Origin of the sequence: Alteromonas sp. D210916BOD_24, from assembly GCF_047159385.1 — a bacterium.
Lineage (GTDB): Bacteria > Pseudomonadota > Gammaproteobacteria > Enterobacterales > Alteromonadaceae > Alteromonas.
Genome location: NZ_AP038333.1, coordinates 1,864,176 through 1,882,318 on the forward strand (window position 1 = coordinate 1,864,176; position 18,143 = coordinate 1,882,318).

An 18,143-nucleotide genomic window follows, 5' to 3' on the forward strand; every position below is an offset into this window, starting at 1 on the left:
CTACTTATCCTTTCATTAATTCAATGGCTAGCCAACCCGCTAATAAACAGGCGCCAACGTTAAGAAATACATTTGCTATGGCTTTGTGCCACAGCCCATTTTCTAATAAAGTTAACGTTTCAACTGAAAACGTTGAGAATGTGGTAAATGCCCCTAACAGACCCACACCAATTAGTGCACGGTAAGGTGAATCACTTAATTCATGGCGCTCAATAAAACCATATAGTATGGCTAAGGCAAACGAACCCACCACATTCACGGTTAGTGTACCAAACGGCATGTGTTTTCCAAATAAGGAATCCACTGTTGTTGTAACAAAATAACGCAAACAGGCACCTGTTGCGCCGCCAGCGGCAATAAAACAGTACAAAGCTAACCCTTGAGGCACAGTTGTCTCCCTAAGCGCGATTATTTTGAGTGTTCATGATGGAGAATATGGATTAAACGCATTGTGAGTGAACCAGTATTCGGCTCGTTATTTCTGATACGTCACATCTACCTTGATTACTCTACCTTTTTATTGGGCTTTGCGCATTAAGTGAATCAAGATATTCCCGCTTTGCTTTTAAGGCTTTTTCTAACCCGCGCTCAACAGGGTGATAAAAACGGGTATTTTCCAGTCCTTCTGGAAAGTAGGTTTCGCCTGCGGCGAACGCATTAGGCTCATTATGGGCATAGCGATAGCCTTCACCGTGACCCAGTTCTTTCATTAAACTAGTAGGCGCATTGCGTAAGTGCATGGGTACTTGTGCGTCAGATGTTTTTCGCGCCAGCGCTTTCGCTTCGCTAAATGCCATATAGACCGCATTACTTTTTGCCGCAAGTGCGCAATATACCGCTGCTTGCGCTATCGCGCGCTCGCCTTCAGCAGGCCCCACACGGTGAAACGTATCCCAGGCGTTAATACACAACTGCATGGCTCTGGGATCGGCATTACCGATATCCTCTGAAGCAATAGCCAACAACCGCCTACCCACGTAGAGAGCATCGCCGCCGCCATCAAGAATACGCGCATACCAATATAATGCAGCGTCTGGATCAGAGCCGCGTACCGATTTATGAAAGGCGGAAATGAGATCGTAAAAGGTATCACCCTTATTGTCATAACTGGCAATTTTCTCACCCACTGCCTGTTCAATATCACCGATGGAAATTTCATTACCATTAGTAAAATCAGCAGCCAACTCTAAGTAGGTAAGTAGCCGTCTGGCGTCGCCTCCACACAATTGGACCAAGGCATTTTTCGCATTCTCGGCCATCGTCAGCTGTCTCTCGCCTAGTCCCTTCTCAGGATCAGACAATGCCCGTTCAATCAACTGCATTAACGCGTCTTGTTCGAGGGGTTTTAGTACATACACCCGCACGCGAGACAGCAAGGCGTTATTTAGCTCAAAAGAAGGGTTTTCGGTAGTCGCGCCAATAAACGTCACCACACCTGACTCAACAAAGGGCAGAAAGGCATCTTGCTGGCTTTTGTTGAAGCGATGGACTTCATCAACGAACAGCAGTGTACGTTGATTGTATCGGGCGTTTTCTTCTGCGGCATCCATAGCCGCACGAATGTCTTTTACCCCACTGGTTACCGCTGAGATACGCAATACCGTAGCGTTAGTGTAATGCGCAATTAACTCTGCCAGCGTGGTTTTACCGGTTCCCGGTGGCCCCCACAAAATCATTGAATGACAGTGCCCTGCGTCTAACATTTTACGCAAGGGTTTATCGGGCCCCAATAAGTGAGCCTGACCAGTGTATTGTTCTATTGTGGTGGGACGCATGCGCGCCGCCAGCGGCGCAAAAGCGTGATTAACGTTGGTCATCAACTATATAGCTATCTGGAATGTCGACGGTAAAAGTATCCGCGGCTAAAGGAAAACGGGTTTCAATATCGCTAAATATCAAGGTACTAATTTGCTGTTGCGCGTCTAACATATTCATGGCGGCTAACTGATCATCCTGATTAAAGGTTAGGGTCAGGGTAACAATTTGGCCGCCCGCTTCTTTTGGCGTCACCTGAAAGCTACGCAAATTGGGACCAACTTCTGCGTTTAGTTGCGCTATAGCAAATTTGTTCCAGATTTGTGTATCGCGTGACGTTAAAAGCACAATGGGGTTGTCTTTAATTGCGTTTTCCTGCGACAACACGGTAACTTGTTCTACAAACGAATCCACATTCCATACTGCTTCGCCATCAGCGATCAGTAGGGTTTCATCAGGGAAGGTGGTTTCCCAGCGCAGTTTATCTGGCCGTGTCATGGTAAGCATTCCTTGCGCTTCATGCACAACCGTCTGCTGGGCATCTAAAACGGTTTGTTCAAAACGCGCTCTAAATTGTTTCATGCCTGCCAGCAAGCTGTGCAGTGTTGCGCTTGCATTTTGTGAAACTGACATGTCCATTTGTTTCTCAGTCTCATTAATCGACTGGACAGAAACTTCACTTGTGGTTGGTTGAGATAGTTCGCTACCCGTCCCACCCTGAGATGCTTGATTTAACACCAGTGGCAGTGCCGACACCCCTTGACTACACGCAAGCCCACTTATAACCCCAACTGCGCTCAGTGCAGTGAAGGTCCGGGCGAAATAATCTAATACTGCTTTTTTCATCTACTTATTCCGTAAGCTAATCTTTGTGAGGCGGCGGTGCTAACACTTCGCGGTTACCATTATGCCCCTGTGCACTTACGACCCCACTCATTTCCATTTGTTCCACTAGTCGCGCAGCGCGGTTGTAACCAATTCTAAATTTGCGCTGCACACTTGATACACTGGCGCGACGGGTTTCGGTCACAAACGCGACCGCTTCATCGTAAAATGCATCAAATTCTTGATCATCCCCTTCTGCCTGTTCACCAGGCAATAAAACTTCTGCAGATGCTTCGCCGTTTAATATTTCATCGATATATTCTGGCGCGCCCCGCTTCTGCCAATCGGCGACGACTGCGTGCACTTCGTGATCATCAACAAACGCACCGTGAACTCGGGTGGGAACCGGGCTACCTGGCGGTAAATACAACATGTCCCCCATACCCAATAGGGTTTCGGCACCCTGCTGATCTAAAATGGTTCGAGAGTCAATTTTACTGGAGACCTGAAACGCGATACGGGTCGGAATATTGGCTTTAATCAAACCTGTAATGACGTCAACCGAAGGACGTTGGGTCGCAAGAATGAGGTGAATGCCCGCAGCACGTGCTTTTTGTGCAATACGTGCGATGAGCTCTTCTACTTTTTTGCCCACAATCATCATCATGTCAGCAAATTCGTCTACCACTACGACAATGGCAGGCAGCTTTTCTAAGTCTGGCGCCTCCGCGTCCATACTTTCTTCGCTCTTCCAAAGTGGATCTTTGATCGGTGTACCATTGGCAATGGCCTCCAACACTTTCGCGTTGTAACCTTTTAGATTACGCACACCAAGCGCGCTCATTAAGCGGTAGCGACGTTCCATTTCCCCTACACACCAACGCAATGCATTGGCCGCTTCTTTCATGTCGGTAACCACTTCAGCCAGCAAGTGCGGGATGCCTTCATATACGGATAGCTCAAGCATTTTAGGATCTATCATGATCATGCGTACATCTTCTGGTTTGCTCTTATACAGCAAACTTAAGATCATCACATTTACCCCAACAGATTTACCCGAGCCTGTCGTACCCGCCACCAATAGGTGGGGCATTTTAGCTAAGTCTACCACTACCGGCTTACCTGAAATATCCGCACCTAGCACCATAGTCAACGGTGACTTGTTGGACTGAAAGGTATCACAGCTGATCACTTCACTTAGACGTACCATTTCACGCTTTTTATTAGGTAGTTCCAGCCCTATCACCGATTTACCCGGAATAACTTCAACAACCCGAACAGAAATGGCAGACATGGCTCTAGCCAAATCTTTAGAAAGCCCTGTAATTTTACTGACTTTTACACCCGGCGCTAAATCTAACTCAAAACGGGTGATCACCGGTCCAGGGAACACACCAACCACACTGGCTTCAATGTTAAAGTCAGCCAATTTTTCTTCTACTAACCGAGAAATCGCTTCAATTTCTTCAGGCGTCAGGGGGTTTTCGTGTTTGTCAGCCCTTTCGAGTAGATCGAAAGACGGAAGTGGAGGTAGATCCTCGGCACTCTCCCCTGCCCTCGCTTTAATAGGCTTTGCACCGACAGCAACCGGTGTGAACGACTGAGGTGCCGGCTGTGGTGCGTGAGGAGGTTGCTGTTGAGGTTTAACTTCAGGTGTAGGACGAGAGCCTGTTTCATAAGGCGCATCTTCGTCAAAGGCTTCCAATTCATCAAAGTTAATATGCGGGCTTTGCAACACTTCTTCATCGTTATAGTCTTCGTCATCATAATCTGTAGACGACGCTAACTGCCCTTCACTGTCTTCTGCCTTGTCACCAAATCCTACTTTATCTTTAATACTTGTGCTTACCGCATCGCGCATACCCGAAAATGAGAAAGCCGATTTTTTCTGCTTTTCATTCGGCTCTTCATTAGGCAACGCTTTTTTTGAGTCAGCAGTTTCAGAATACGCCTCTACGTCATTTTCTTGATGGCCTTCATGCCCATTATTTGATTTTGTCGGCTCTTCGTATGTATAAAACGGCGGTTCATCATCAATATCAGTGTCTACGCCGAAAGTAGGCTCGCTGCGACGTGGAGTTACACTGGCTGTTGCTACCTGTGCATTATCAGCTGCAGGCTCTGCGCGCATGGTGGTGATATCAAGCTCTGAAGGGGTATCGCTTCCATTATCCTTATTGCTCAGTGCCAGCTTAGGCATATCCAGCGCTAATAAACTTTGTGGAGCGGATATGGTTTTGCGACCAAGCCAAAGTGTTCCTTCGCCTAGCCTGTCTATAATTGTAAGCCAGCTTATCCCAGTAAGTAGGGTAAAGCCGGTACAAAAGAAACACAGCAACAGCAATATGGTACCCGCGGTATTAAAGTATGGGACCAGTGCGGAGCTAATCACATCCCCTACAAAGCCGCCCGCAGAAAAGTTATAAATATCGTCAAAGTTAATACTGGCTATACCCGTTGCGCCTAACGCCATCAACAAGCCACCAATAATACGCAGTCCTATGGTTAAATAATCAAACTCATCTAACTCTTTAATGTGTTGAAAGAGAAACCAACCTAAGAATGCTGCGCCGAAGGGCAATAAATACGCTAAATAACCAAAGCAAAAAAGTAATAAGTCAGCACACCACGCGCCGGTGGCGCCTACCCAATTGTGCACGTCTAACTGCAAGCCAGCTTGGCTCCAGCCCGGATCGCCTGGATGAAAAGATGCTAGTGCCAGCAATAAGAAAAAGGCGAAAACGCAAGCTATGATCATGCCTGCTTCCCACACTCGCTGAACTCCTGATAATCGCGCCATAACCCTAAAAAACCTTCAAATTACCATTGTTTGTGTAGAACAATGTGTTAATTGCAACAAAAAGCTTAGCGTACTTTTTGCCTTCCCTATTTCGTTATTATTGTTTTGACCTGCCAAGCGAACGAAAATCGTCATTCGGCGGTCTTTGTGTTTTACTACTGCAACTGGCTCCATGCCCATATTGTAAACACTGTATTTTTGCACAGCCTACCATAAAATAGCGTTATTGAGCCACGCTTTCATTACTTCAAATTAATACGTAGCGACGACGTGCTTTTCACTTCTTCCATTACTACGTAGGTTCGCGATTCGCTTACCCCTGGTAGCCGTAGCAAAGTATCGCCTAATAGCTTTCGGTAGCTGCCCATATCGGCAACCCGTGCTTTTAATAAAAAATCAAAATCACCAGACACCAAATGACATTCCTGAATATCATCATGTAGTTTCACTGCAGCAGAAAATTCTGCAAAGATATCTACCGAGGTTTTGGTCAGGGTAATTTCGACAAACACCAACATGGCTGCCCCTAGTTTTTCAGGGTCGACAACAGCGTGATAGCCTTTGATATAGCCTTGGCTTTCCAGACGCTTAACCCGCTCCAGACAAGGACTGGGACTTAACCCCACCTCTTTAGCTAATTCCACATTGGAGATACGTCCGTTTTTTTGCAATTGGACAAGTATATTCCTGTCTATTCGGTCTAGGTGTTTAGGGGTTTTTACCAACATATTTAATATTCCAAAATACCTCTTTAACAGAATTATATTCCATTAAAGACTATTCTTCAGCAGATAGTTCGTTTTTTATTGTCGTATACTGCGCCGCATTAACGGCCCCTGTGATTAAGGCCTACACTGTATTTACTCAACACGAGCCATTTAGAAGCTCACGCAATAATAGAGGAAGTCACATGTTAGTTGGTGTACCAAAAGAGATTAAGAACCACGAATACCGCGTAGGTTTAACGCCAGCCGCAGTAAAAGAGTTTGTTAGCCACGGCCATAGTGTACTAGTTGAAACAAAAGCGGGTGACGCTATTGGTTTTACTGACGACATGTATGTAGATGCCGGTGCAACAATTGCCTTAACTGCACAGCAAGTGTTTGCTGAAGCTGAAATGATTGTTAAAGTGAAAGAGCCTCAGCCGAACGAATGTAAAATGCTTCGAAAAGGCCAAACCCTTTACACCTACCTTCACCTTGCCCCCGATCCAACACAAACAAAACTACTTGTTGAGTCAGGCGCTACCTGTATTGCGTACGAAACCGTAACAGACGATCGCGGTGGTCTGCCACTACTTGCACCAATGAGTGAAGTAGCAGGTCGTATGTCAGTTCAGGCGGGTGCGCACTACCTTGAAAAAGCCCATGGCGGTAGCGGTACACTACTTGGTGGCGTACCCGGTGTCGCACCAGGTAAAGTATTAGTTATTGGTGGTGGTGTTGTAGGCACTAACGCAGCGAAAATGGCGCTTGGCCTAGGTGCAGACGTAACGATTCTTGACCGCTCGCTTCCTCGTCTTCGTCAAATCGATGACATCTTTAACGGTCAGGTTAAAACCGTATATTCGACCGTAGATGCCATTGAGCACTACTCGTCAAAAGCTGATCTTGTGGTGGGCGCAGTACTGATTCCAGGTGCAGCAGCACCTAAGCTGCTAACTCGCGAACAAATTAAAGCGATGAAGCCGGGCTCAGTGTTAGTTGACGTTGCAATTGACCAAGGTGGTTGTTTTGAAACATCAAAAGCCACTACCCACCAAGACCCTGTGTATGTAATTGACGATGTTGTTCACTACTGTGTAGCGAACATGCCAGGTGGCGTAGCACGCACTTCAACGATGGCACTTAATAATGCGACGCTACCCTTTGGCTTAGCTCTTGCCAATAAAGGCCCAGCTAAAGCCATGCTTGAAGACAAGCACCTATTAAATGGTTTGAATGTCCACGAAGGTAAAGTGACGTACAAAGCAGTAGTTGATGCATTAGGTGAAGAGTTAGGTTTAACTTATACGCCAGCAGAAGAGGCGCTTAAAGGCGCTTAATTCAAGAGATGGCGCGTGTCTAACACACGCGCTTCTTCACGATTTTTCAAGAAAAAGCTCGGATATGTTTTCACATTCCGAGCTTTTTTATTTCTTGAATAACCTAACAGAGGTTTATACCAATCCGCATAGATCATTGCCCTCTCAGAAGGCGCTGGCAAGTTTCCTAGCAAAGCGTGGGAATGCAGGAATGGCTGTTCCCTTTCAAATTCCCAGAATGAAGCTAGGAAGCTTGCCAGACCTTCCCGAAGGGCGAGTTTAAAATGTCCGTACTCTTTGTTGTGTAACCTTGATGTAGAACCACTATACCTGCGGTAACACGCCGCGATTACGAACATTTTAAATCTCGCTGAGTGGGTAATGATCTATGCGGATTGGTATTATTTTTGCGATAGGTATTTGCGCCGAACTGTGTGCCATTTAGAGACCGCGACAAGGCCTAGGGTTCTTTTCAACACTGCAGGCACACGTTGTTTGCTAAAGGTTAATCGATGCGTTAACCGCTTTTAGCACGGCAATTGGATCATCTGCTTGGGTTATAGGACGTCCCATCACCAAATAACTCACACCACTTTCTATGGCATCAGGGGGTGTCATGACCCGTTTTTGATCCCCTGCTTCAGTACCTACTGGTCGAATGCCTGGGGTAACTAACAAAAAGTTATCCTGATGCGTTTCTCTTAGTGCTTTTGCTTCTTGGGCAGAACACACAATGCCGTCTAGCCCAGCTTTTTCGGTCAGTGCCGCTAATCGCAAAACCTGTTGCTCAGGCGTCACGCCGCTGACGACATCAGATAGTTGAACTTCATCCATACTGGTCAATACTGTCACGGCGATCAATTTTGTAGAAGGATGGCGACTATTAGCAATCGCTTCTTTGGCCGCTTTCATCATTGGTAAGCCGCCTGAAGCATGCACATTGACCATCCACACACCCAGTTCTGCTGCGGCTTTACACGCTTTGGCAACGGTATTGGGAATATCGTGAAATTTTAGGTCTAAAAATACGTCAAAATTTTTATTAATTAACGCTTTGACAAACTCAGGACCAAATAAGGTGAACATTTCTTTGCCCACTTTGAGTTTGCATAAACTGGGATCGAGTTTATCGACAAACGCTAACGCGGTGTCTTTATTGTCGTAGTCAAGTGCAACAATTACGCGTGGGTCTTGCATGTGTATTTATTCTCCGTCTAGCCCTTTAATGGGTTTCACTACGCCCCACTTCTTACAGCTTGGGCATAACCAATATAATTTTCGGCCTGAAAAGCCACAGCTTCCACAACGGTATTTTGGTCGTTGTAACATCTGCTTTTCGACTAATTCTTTGAGTAATCGCAAACTGTCGGCTGTAGTTTGGTCAGTAAGTTGATCGATATACAATCCCATCAACGTTTTGAAGCCGCGCATAGTAGGCCGTTTGCGCAGTTGATCAAGCAAGTATTCTGCTGCTTGAGCGGTATTGCCGCGCTTAAGCAGCACGTCGACCATTGCCAGATAAGAGGTTGCACATTCTTGCCAATGCGCTTCTAAATTCTTCTGAAAGCTCTCCCAGTCGTCCGTCTCTTCAGCGATTTTCTCTAAACTAGGCACTGCTTCGCTAAACCAGTTGATGTCTCGCTCCGCGACTTGGGTAAAATAGGCGTTAGCATCTGTGTAGCGTTTCTGGTTTAACGCTATTTCCCCCAACATCAGCCAAGGCCTGACCGCATATTCGTCGGCATTCACTGCCTTCTGCAACAAGGTCAATGCAGCGCCTTGACACTCATTTTTGAGCTCCACTGCTGCCTGTTCACAATAGAAATGTGCCAAACGCTCACACACATCATCATTGTCGCCGTGACATTGCACCATGCGTTCAGCCAGCTCGATTGCCCGTTCCCACTCTTTCGTTGTCTGATAAATACTAAACAGTTGTTGCTGTGCTACCAGATAGTGCTTTTCACTGTTTAATAATTGCAGAAATGCATTTTCAGCGCGTTCTAAAAAGCCTGCTTGTGTGTAGTCGTGCCCTAACTCACGTAACGCGTTTTCCCGCTGCGCGGGTTGCAATTCCTCACGGCTGACTAAGTTTTGGTGTACTTTTATCGCCCTGTCAATTTCGCCTCGGTGTCGGAAAAAACTGCCCATTGCAATATGGGTCTCAACCGTATCGCTGTTGACATTAATCATTTTGATCAAAGTATCGACTGCTTTATCAGGCTGATCAGATAATAAAAAGTTAAGGCCTTTGTAATAATGCTTGGAAAGAATGCTCGATTGTCTTCTTTGGGCTTGACGGACACTGTTTCGCCCCATGATCCAACCGTATCCAGCTGCTACTGGCAAAAGAAGAAACAGCAATTCGAGCATTAGTGTTGTTGTTCCAATCTCTGAATTTTAGCTTTTGCAGACATGAGTTGAAAGCGCAAGTGCAGCCAACTGACCAGCATGATGAGTACGCCAATTACCACGCCCACGGACAGGGTTATCGCTATCAGTGTGGAAATTGATATGTTTGCCTGCGCAATAAGGTAATTTACCGTTATCTGCGTTTCGTTTTGTGAGCCCACCACGAATGCCAGTGAGAGCAAAGCTAAGACAATGAGAAAACTCAGGATCCCTTTCAACACTAAACCCTTTTAATTGATTTATTTACAAGAATAGCAAAATGCACAAAGAGTTAATAGAAAAAAGCGAGGACGATACTGCAACTTGTTAAGCTGCACCTTCGTCAGCAAGATCTTTCACTTCAGGTTTGGCAATTAAGTTGTCTTTAACCAAATCGTGATGCAATGACGACATGTTAGTAATGAAAATACAATGCGTATAGCCCGCTTGCATGCTCTCAAGTTTGTCGTACATGGTTTTATCGAGTTTGGACAATTGGGCTAAGCGTTTTTTAGTCAGTGGCGTCGTGGCGCCATGACAGCGTATGGCGGTTACATCTGTGGCACTAAGTTGGATTTTATCCTCTTCTAATTGCGTTTTGATTTGCAGGCGCAGTTTAGAGAAAAGAAAGTCTTTTTCTTTGATGAACACTAAACGGCTGTCACTCTTTCTCACACAATGGACCACCAAATTGCTGTCAGAAGCCGCTTTAAACATAGACTCCAACATTTGAGACTTAGGCTTCGCTTGCCCTTTGTCAGCAAAGAAACCATGTAGTGGTATGATATTTTGGGTACGTGAGAACGGGTAGAGATCATCTGAGTTCTCACTTTGATAAACCGTTTTCAATCTATCTAATGTGTATCTATTCATCACGCACAATACCGCCAATGACGGCATGTGGCGCACTGCCAATTCCCACAAATATCGATGAGTTGAACGCTGCATACGTGCGATATCGCGCACCTTAAAGTACGCCGAATTACCTTCAACCATGGTGTCCACGCTTGAACATACCTTATCTTTACGAGGATCTTCAGCTAAGCAAAGTCGCACTACCCCTCCAACTGGGTCGTGATACACCACTTTGTATTTTTCGCCCTTAATTTTAAGCTCAGGGACCGTGACACGGATTTCGCTTTGCAACTCACTCTGCGGGGGAATATTTAGCTGCATACCACTGGCACTTAAATCTACCAGCCGTGCGTCGATGGATGACAACAAACCTGTTTTGATTGAAGCTGGCTTGTCCATCACATAGCGATTTTCACAACGCCTATCTAACTCCTCTTCCATAACAAAATCGATACGCCAGTTCTTCCCGCTGGCACGTAACGCTTTTGAAAGTGGCTTAAACTCGCACTTTGCCGACAGAGTGAGGTTGCTTAGATAATTCGACACGTCTTTGCAGTACATAACATGGGAAATATTCGCGAGATGCTCAAACTCTTTGCTGGCGATATCGTGAATGGCAAACGCTTTTTGCTTGTCTTCTTTGGCAATGGTGTCCAAACGGCAGTGAGTACAAATAAAGTCGTTGCTTTTTGCAAGTAAGTACACCAATGCACTTAGCTGTCCCATGGCAAGCAACTGACGGTGTGTGGCGGTTATTTGCACGTTGCCACTTTTGGTCTTGATATTCCCATGAAAAACGTACGCTTCGTTATACTTGAGCAGTTCCTGACACAGTACTTCAAAGATGGGCTTATCCCGTAAACTGTCTAGTACTTTTTCACTTTTGTTATGCTCCACGTTGGCTTTGGTGTAAAGCGCTATAATAGGCTTAAGTGTTCGTTTTTCCGGGGCTAAAAATACCGGAAGCCATGGGCTATTTTCTAAAATGCGATCGCGCTCTAATTCTTGCATTGCCCTTTCTATTTCCAAATCCCGTTGTAAGGGTTGCTTAAAGGCAGTTATCGCCACATAACGCTTTAATGTGGCCAGTAAGGCTAAGTCGATGTCTTCTGTAAAAATAAAATGGGATTCATATTTTCCCAGGTGCTTATTATATTTAACTGAATCGAGTTCTAATGCGATTTCAGTAGGCTCTTTGGTAAATCCGGCTACCTCGGGAATAGTAAAGGTGATCACATCACCTGTCGAAGCAGTGGGCGGGCGTTTAGTTTCAACCCAAATTCCTCTGTGCGACAACGAACCTATAGGGCAATGACGTCCCTTTTCAAAGTCGGGAGATGAAATGGTGAAATTAGGGCGAACCGCAATATCATCGCCAAAATCAATATCAGTAAAAGACTGACTTTCTACGTTAAACGCATCAACAATCTTTTTGAACTGCTCTTTTTTAATGTGTGTCTGGTAAAAGTCGGAATTCATTACCGACTCGAACACCCCCACTGTGTACCTGTCTTGATACAGCGAAGTTTCATTCTTGAGTATTTGTGCGCCCACTTTGTCCAAGCGCATTTGAACACCAAAGTGCTTGAATTTCATCACTGGAAATTGGGCAAAGGCTGAATTATCGGCGGGTGCGTCAGTAAGAGAAGTCAATCGAACGACTTCTTCTTTAACTATTTTACGTACACTACTAGGGAGGCGCTTCGAGAACTTATTAATTCCCTCCAACAGCTTATTTTGTTGTTCATAAGGAATTAACGCACGAATGAGCGGCTGGTACTGTTTTATTATTGCTTCTTCTTCGCCGGCAGACATTACTTTTGCTAATACTGATTTTTACTATTAAATAATATATAACCGTGAACAACAGGTGGTCAACAAGTAATGAAAATTAGACAAAAGTATCACTGAATTATGCGAGTTCAAGGCAGTTGAAAACAAATGAATTGATTGTAATTAGAGATATAAGATAGTACACATACAAAAAAGCCGCTTTCCAGCGGCTTTTAAAGTGTTATGCGATTGAGGCGTCTACCCTTTCGCGAAGTTCTTTACCAGGCTTAAAGTGCGGCACATATTTACCGTCTAGCTTAACTGTTTCACCCGTTTTAGGGTTTCTACCTACGCGTGGTGCACGGTAGTGAAGAGAGAAGCTACCAAACCCTCGAATTTCAATGCGCTCACCCTTTTGAAGAGTTTGTGCCATTTGCTCAAGAAGTTCTTTAATTGCCTGTTCTAGCTCTTTCGCTGGAATATGACGCGCTTGATCCGCGAGCCGTTCAATTAATTCAGACTTGGTCATGTTTAACCTCATTGTCACTATTATTGTTTAAACAGCTATCGCGAATTGGGTGTGCCAATGCACACCCACAAAAGCATTATTCGCCTTTAGCAGCTTTAAATGCTTCTGCCATCGCGTTAGCGAAACCAACATCTTCTTGCTGGTTAACTTTATCGATAGCTTCTTTTTCGTCAGCCTGATCTTTCGCTTTAACAGATAGGTTAACAGTGCGGTTCTTACGGTCTACGCCCATGAACTTCGCTTCAATGCTATCACCAACGCTTGCTACTTCAGTTGCGTCTTCAACACGCTCTACAGCAAGATCTGCAACGCGGATGTAACCATCAACTTCTTCAGCTAGGTTTACAGTAACGCCTTTCGCATCAACTGCTGTTACTGTACCAGTAACGATAGCACCTTTCTTGTTATCTGTCAGATACTTGTTGAAAGGATCTTCTTCGATTTGCTTAACGCCAAGAGAGATACGCTCACGCTCTGGGTCGACTTGTAGTACAACTGCAGAGATTTCGTCGCCTTTCTTATAATCGCGAACTGCGTCTTCACCAGACTTATTCCAGCTGATGTCAGAAAGGTGAACTAGACCGTCGATGCCGCCGTCAAGACCGATGAAGATACCGAAGTCAGTGATTGACTTGATCTTACCAGACACTTTGTCACCTTTTTCGTGTGACTCAGCAAATGTTTCCCAAGGGTTAGCAATGCACTGCTTAAGACCTAGAGAAATACGACGACGCTCTTCGTCAATTTCAAGAACCATAACATCTACAGTGTCACCTAGGTTAACCACTTTAGATGGGTGGATGTTCTTGTTAGTCCAATCCATTTCAGAAACGTGTACAAGACCTTCAACGCCGTCTTCGATTTCAACGAAGCAGCCGTAGTCAGTAAGGTTCGTAACCTGACCGTTGATCTTAGTACCTTCTGGGTAACGAGATGCAATTTCTTGCCATGGATCGTTGCCCATTTGCTTCATACCAAGAGAAACACGTTGCTTATCTTTGTCGAACTTAAGTACTTTAACGTTGATTTCGTCACCAACATTCACGATTTCACTTGGGTGCTTAACGCGCTTCCAAGCCATATCTGTGATGTGTAGTAGACCGTCTACGCCACCAAGGTCAACGAACGCACCGTAGTCGGTAAGGTTCTTAACGATACCCTTGATTTCGTGACCTTCTTCAAGGTTAGCAAGAAGTGATTCACGCTCTTGGCTGCTTTCAGCTTCGATAACTGCACGACGAGAAACAACAACGTTGTTGCGCTTAGCGTCAAGCTTGATAACTTTAAATTCAAGCTCTTTGCCTTTAAGGTGCGTAGTGTCACGTACAGGGCGTACGTCTACTAGTGAACCAGGAAGGAACGCGCGTACACTGTTTACTTCAACAGTGAAACCGCCTTTAACTTTACCGTTGATAACGCCCTTGATAGTAACTTTATCTTCGTAAGCTTTTTCCAGCTCAACCCACGCTTCGTGACGCTTCGCTTTTTCACGAGAAAGGATAGTTTCACCGAAACCATCTTCAACTGCATCTAGTGCTACGTCTACTTCGTCACCGATCGCGATTTCTAGTTCGCCTTCAGCGTTTTTAAATTGGTCAGCTGGGATAGCACTTTCTGATTTCAAGCCCGCGTCAACAAGAACGATGTCTTTGTCGATAGAAACAACAGTACCTTTTACAATTGAACCAGGACGTGTTTCTAGTTCTTGTAAGCTTTCTTCAAAAAGTTGTGCAAAATTTTCAGTCATAAGTCTCAAATAAACTTTTAAGTTGATATCCACGCTTCTTATCCGGATAACGCGGGGTTATTAAAATTAGTCGCCACGTCCTGTAGCAACACTGCTTTGGATGCGATCAGCTCTCGTCATTTAAGGCGTGAGGAAATAATATCCATCGCTTTTTCAAAGACTTGGTCAATATCCAAGTCCGTTGAATCAATTATTACTGCGTCTTGTGCCGGTACCAATGGTGCAACTGTGCGTTGTGTATCACGCTCGTCTCTCGCCTTGATATCGGTTAAAAGGCGCGCAATATTAACATCCATGCCTTTAGCTTTCAACTGGCTATAACGGCGCTGAGCCCTTGCTTCTGCACTGGCAGTTAGGAAAATCTTTACGGGTGCGTCAGGAAATACCACTGTGCCCATATCGCGACCATCGGCCACAAGACCCGGATCTTGCTGAAATGCACGCTGCCTGCGCAACAGTGCTTCGCGAACACGGGGTAAAGCCGCTATTTTTGATGCTACAGCCCCTACTTCTTCAGTACGAATATCGTCGGTAACGTCTTCGCCTTCCAAAATAATACGGGTTGCTTCATCATTCGTCTCAAAACTCACATCGAGACCGGTTGCCAGAGGAACAACACATTCTTCGTCATCACACGGCAGATCGTGGTGGAGTGCAGCAACCGCTAAAACGCGGTAAATTGCGCCGCTATCTAAAAAATGCCACCCTAATTTTTTTGCCAGTAAGCTACTCAAAGTACCTTTCCCAGCACCACTAGGACCGTCAACCGTGACTACGGGTGTGGAATGCATACCTGCTCCATCGTCAAATTACTAAAAAATCGCGCGCAATTATACGCTTTAGTACAAGATAAGCAATGCCACCTCGGTCTGGTGGCATTGTACATTAGAATAAATATGATACGGTTAACGCAAAAGAAGTTTGTCTAACGCCCTATGACTTTTGCTAACGGCCATTTTTGCTACGCGCTATAAAGTGTTTTAAATCGCGTAAAATAGTCAGGGAAGGTTTTTCGCGTACAACCGGGATCATTGATAGTGACCGGTGTATCACTTAACGCAACCAGTGAGAAACACATGGCTATACGATGGTCGTTGTAAGTATCAATCTCAGCGTGTTTTAACGTTTTAGTTGGCCATACTGTTATGTAGTCGTGCCCTTCTTCTACCTTAGCGCCGAGCTTTTGAAGCTCCGTTGCCATTGCTGCAAGGCGGTCGGTTTCTTTAACACGCCAGTTGTAGATATTCGTCATGGTCGTGGGACCTTCAGCAAACAACGCCGTGGTCGCTATGGTCATAGCTGCGTCAGGAATATGGTTCATGTCCATATTCACACCTTTAAGTGGCGCGCCAGTTACTTCCACATATTCATCGTTCCACACCACTTTCGCCCCCATAGCCTCAAGCACGTCGGCAAAGCGAATGTCACCTTGAATGCTGTTTTGGCCAATTCCGGTTACGCGTACCGTGCCACCTTTAATGGCACCGGCTGCCAGGAAGTATGACGCTGACGACGCATCGCCTTCCACCATAAATTTACCGGGTGAAGCGTACTTGGCATCACCGGAAATAGTGAAAGTTTGATAATCATCATTTTGCACTTTCACACCAAACTTAGCCATGGTATCTAAGGTAATATCAATATAAGGCTTAGAGACGAGTTCACCTTTAATGCGGATAGTAACATTGCCATTAAACAGTGGCGCAGCCATTAATAGTGCAGTCAAAAACTGACTTGATACACTACCATCTACCGACATCTCACCACCCTGAAGGGTTTTCCCTTTAATGTGTAATGGTGGGTAGCCATCGTTTTTGAGATAAGTAATATCTGCCTCGGCCTCGCGCAGTGCATCAACAAGATCGCCAATGGGGCGCTCTTCCATGCGAGGTTCACCGGTTAACACACACTCTACATTACTGGCCGCTAAAGCAGCACACAGAGGGCGCATTGCAGTCCCGGCATTACCTAAGAAAAGCTCAAGGGGCTGAGCAACATTGAACGCGCCATTGTTACCTTTTACTACACAACGGGTTTTATCATCATTGAGACGATAACTGATACCCAGCTGCGTTAAGGCATTAAGCATATGAGAAATGTCGTCGCTGTCTAACAGGTTGGTCAGTTCCGTTTCACCTTCAGCAAGCGCTGCTAATAGTAATGCGCGATTTGATAAGCTCTTTGAGCCTGGCACATTGACTTCTCCCGATACTTTTTTTATCGGATCTAATGTTAATTGCTCCATTTTTATCCATTCACTCTTTCAAATTCGCGCATAAACTCCACTAACGCCACAATCCCTTCTATAGGCATAGCGTTATAAATACTGGCTCGCATTCCTCCCACCAAACGGTGCCCCTTTAAAGCCAGTAGCCCAGCTTCCTGTGACTGCTTCAAAAAGTGTCCGTCGAGCTCAGGATTGGCTAAATGGAAAGGTACGTTCATTTTAGAGCGGTTGTCAGGATGAACTTTACTCGAATAAAAATCTGAGCTGTCTATAGCGGAATATAGCAGCGCGGCTTTCTCAGCATTGCGCTTTTCCATGGCAGTTACGCCGCCCATATCTTTTAACCATTCAAATACTAAACCCGCCAAATACCATGAGAAGGTAGGAGGCGTGTTGTACATGGAGTCTGACTTAGCTGACAGCGCATAGTCGAAAATCGAAGGCGTTTCCTGACGGGCTTTACCAACAAGATCGTCACGTACAATAACCACTGAAAGACCACTTGGGCCGATATTTTTCTGTGCTCCCGCGTATATAACGCCGTGTTTCGCCACGTCCACAGGTTTAGACAATATGGTCGATGACATGTCTGATACCAAGGGCACGTTGCCTGACTCTGGTAGCCAGTCAAAAGCGATACCATCAACGGTTTCATTTGGGCAGAAATGGTAATAAGCGGCAGACTGATCAATGTCATCTAGCGAAGGATTAGCCACGTATTGTAAGCCGTCTTTTTCAGACACCTCACCCACTACCACAGCGTTGTTGTATTTATTTGCTTCCTCTACCGCGCCTTTAGACCATGATCCGCTGACCAAGTGTAAGCTTTTATCATCAGCTTTCGATAGATTAAGGGGTACTGCTGCGAACTGGCCGCGTCCACCACCGTGAGTAAACAATACGTGATAATTTGACGGAACAGCCATCAACTCGCGAAGATCGCGTTCCGCTTTCTCGGCGATTTCGATGAAGTCTTTGCCACGGTGGCTGACTTCCATTACAGAACAGCCCAAATCGCGCCAATTAGTGAATTCAGCTTGGGCTTTTTGCATCACTTCTTTGGGAAGCATGGCGGGCCCGGCACAAAAGTTAAAAACCTCTTTCATTGCGTTATTCAACACCTGTTAATAAATACCGTTAGGCTAAAGTAAAAATGGATTTCACAGGCCTATTAGGTAAACAAGCGGCATAAGCCGCTTGTTTGAAAGAACACTGATA

General features: G+C 45.4%; 15 protein-coding genes. 1 reads left to right on the forward strand and 14 read right to left on the reverse strand.

Features of this window, described 5'->3' with window-relative positions; genetic code table 11:
• Positions 1–4: 4 nt before the first annotated feature.
• The 5 genes from crcB to lrp all read right to left on the reverse strand — a co-directional run bounded on the left by crcB (position 5) and on the right by lrp (position 6,108).
• Positions 5–388 carry a fluoride efflux transporter CrcB gene (gene crcB, locus ACMCM8_RS08075; RefSeq protein WP_412727214.1) on the reverse strand — a complete coding sequence of 128 codons (384 nt, stop codon included), beginning with the start codon at positions 386–388 and terminating at the stop codon, positions 5–7.
• Positions 389–509: 121 nt separating this feature from the next.
• The gene (locus ACMCM8_RS08080) at positions 510–1,817 is read right to left on the reverse strand and encodes a replication-associated recombination protein A (RefSeq protein ID WP_412727216.1); all 1,308 of its coding nucleotides are present in this window, start codon (positions 1,815–1,817) and stop codon (positions 510–512) included.
• Positions 1,804–2,601, reverse strand: a complete 798-nt coding sequence (lolA, locus tag ACMCM8_RS08085) for an outer membrane lipoprotein chaperone LolA (RefSeq protein WP_412727218.1) — start codon at positions 2,599–2,601, stop codon at positions 1,804–1,806. Before lolA ends, ACMCM8_RS08080 begins: the two co-directional genes overlap by 14 nt.
• Positions 2,602–2,617: 16 nt before the next feature.
• A complete protein-coding gene (locus ACMCM8_RS08090) occupies positions 2,618–5,380 on the reverse strand; it encodes a DNA translocase FtsK (RefSeq protein WP_412727220.1) in 2,763 nt (920 codons plus the stop codon).
• 242 nt (positions 5,381–5,622) lie between these two features.
• Positions 5,623–6,108, reverse strand: coding sequence for a leucine-responsive transcriptional regulator Lrp (gene lrp / locus ACMCM8_RS08095; protein ID WP_131093305.1), 486 nt, complete (start codon positions 6,106–6,108; stop codon positions 5,623–5,625).
• 182 nt (positions 6,109–6,290) lie between these two features.
• Between lrp and ald the strand changes: the two genes are divergently transcribed.
• Positions 6,291–7,424 carry an alanine dehydrogenase gene (ald, locus tag ACMCM8_RS08100; RefSeq protein ID WP_412727222.1) on the forward strand — a complete coding sequence of 378 codons (1,134 nt, stop codon included), beginning with the start codon at positions 6,291–6,293 and terminating at the stop codon, positions 7,422–7,424.
• A gap of 477 nt (positions 7,425–7,901) precedes the next feature.
• Here the strand turns inward: ald and pyrF are convergent, their stop codons facing one another.
• From pyrF to serC, 9 genes are all read right to left on the reverse strand, one after another.
• Positions 7,902–8,600 (reverse strand): orotidine-5'-phosphate decarboxylase, encoded by a 699-nt coding sequence (gene pyrF, locus ACMCM8_RS08105; RefSeq protein ID WP_412727224.1) that lies wholly within the window; start codon positions 8,598–8,600, stop codon positions 7,902–7,904.
• A 6-nt stretch (positions 8,601–8,606) separates the two neighbouring features.
• Entirely contained in the window at positions 8,607–9,776 is a 1,170-nt protein-coding gene (lapB, locus tag ACMCM8_RS08110) for a lipopolysaccharide assembly protein LapB (RefSeq protein ID WP_412727226.1), read from the reverse strand.
• The gene (locus tag ACMCM8_RS08115) at positions 9,776–10,036 is read right to left on the reverse strand and encodes a LapA family protein (protein ID WP_412727228.1); all 261 of its coding nucleotides are present in this window, start codon (positions 10,034–10,036) and stop codon (positions 9,776–9,778) included. The genes lapB and ACMCM8_RS08115 overlap by 1 nt, the downstream gene beginning before the upstream one ends.
• Positions 10,037–10,121: 85 nt before the next feature.
• Positions 10,122–12,464: a PilZ domain-containing protein gene (locus ACMCM8_RS08120; protein WP_412727230.1), complete on the reverse strand. Its 2,343-nt coding sequence runs from the start codon at positions 12,462–12,464 to the stop codon at positions 10,122–10,124.
• A 199-nt stretch (positions 12,465–12,663) separates the two neighbouring features.
• Entirely contained in the window at positions 12,664–12,951 is a 288-nt protein-coding gene (gene ihfB / locus ACMCM8_RS08125; protein WP_412727232.1) for an integration host factor subunit beta, read from the reverse strand.
• Between the two features lie 76 nt (positions 12,952–13,027).
• A complete protein-coding gene (rpsA, locus tag ACMCM8_RS08130) occupies positions 13,028–14,698 on the reverse strand; it encodes a 30S ribosomal protein S1 (RefSeq protein WP_412727234.1) in 1,671 nt (556 codons plus the stop codon).
• A gap of 116 nt (positions 14,699–14,814) precedes the next feature.
• Positions 14,815–15,489, reverse strand: coding sequence for a (d)CMP kinase (gene cmk, locus ACMCM8_RS08135; RefSeq protein WP_412727236.1), 675 nt, complete (start codon positions 15,487–15,489; stop codon positions 14,815–14,817).
• A 170-nt stretch (positions 15,490–15,659) separates the two neighbouring features.
• Positions 15,660–16,943 (reverse strand): 3-phosphoshikimate 1-carboxyvinyltransferase, encoded by a 1,284-nt coding sequence (gene aroA, locus ACMCM8_RS08140; RefSeq protein WP_412727238.1) that lies wholly within the window; start codon positions 16,941–16,943, stop codon positions 15,660–15,662.
• 2 nt (positions 16,944–16,945) lie between these two features.
• Entirely contained in the window at positions 16,946–18,031 is a 1,086-nt protein-coding gene (serC, locus tag ACMCM8_RS08145) for a 3-phosphoserine/phosphohydroxythreonine transaminase (protein WP_412727240.1), read from the reverse strand.
• Between the last annotated feature and the right edge of the window lie 112 nt (positions 18,032–18,143).

Coding starts and splice junctions, on each gene's coding strand:
- ACMCM8_RS08090 (WP_412727220.1), bottom strand. CDS start 5,380: ATGGCGCGATTATCAGGAGTTCAGCGAGTGTGGGAAGCAGGCATGATC.
- pyrF (WP_412727224.1), bottom strand. CDS start 8,600: ATGCAAGACCCACGCGTAATTGTTGCACTTGACTACGACAATAAAGAC.
- ald (WP_412727222.1), top strand. CDS start 6,291: ATGTTAGTTGGTGTACCAAAAGAGATTAAGAACCACGAATACCGCGTA.
- ihfB (WP_412727232.1), bottom strand. CDS start 12,951: ATGACCAAGTCTGAATTAATTGAACGGCTCGCGGATCAAGCGCGTCAT.
- rpsA (WP_412727234.1), bottom strand. CDS start 14,698: ATGACTGAAAATTTTGCACAACTTTTTGAAGAAAGCTTACAAGAACTA.
- lolA (WP_412727218.1), bottom strand. CDS start 2,601: ATGAAAAAAGCAGTATTAGATTATTTCGCCCGGACCTTCACTGCACTG.
- aroA (WP_412727238.1), bottom strand. CDS start 16,943: ATGGAGCAATTAACATTAGATCCGATAAAAAAAGTATCGGGAGAAGTC.
- ACMCM8_RS08080 (WP_412727216.1), bottom strand. CDS start 1,817: ATGACCAACGTTAATCACGCTTTTGCGCCGCTGGCGGCGCGCATGCGT.
- serC (WP_412727240.1), bottom strand. CDS start 18,031: ATGAAAGAGGTTTTTAACTTTTGTGCCGGGCCCGCCATGCTTCCCAAA.
- lapB (WP_412727226.1), bottom strand. CDS start 9,776: ATGCTCGAATTGCTGTTTCTTCTTTTGCCAGTAGCAGCTGGATACGGT.
- ACMCM8_RS08120 (WP_412727230.1), bottom strand. CDS start 12,464: ATGTCTGCCGGCGAAGAAGAAGCAATAATAAAACAGTACCAGCCGCTC.
- lrp (WP_131093305.1), bottom strand. CDS start 6,108: ATGTTGGTAAAAACCCCTAAACACCTAGACCGAATAGACAGGAATATA.
- cmk (WP_412727236.1), bottom strand. CDS start 15,489: ATGCATTCCACACCCGTAGTCACGGTTGACGGTCCTAGTGGTGCTGGG.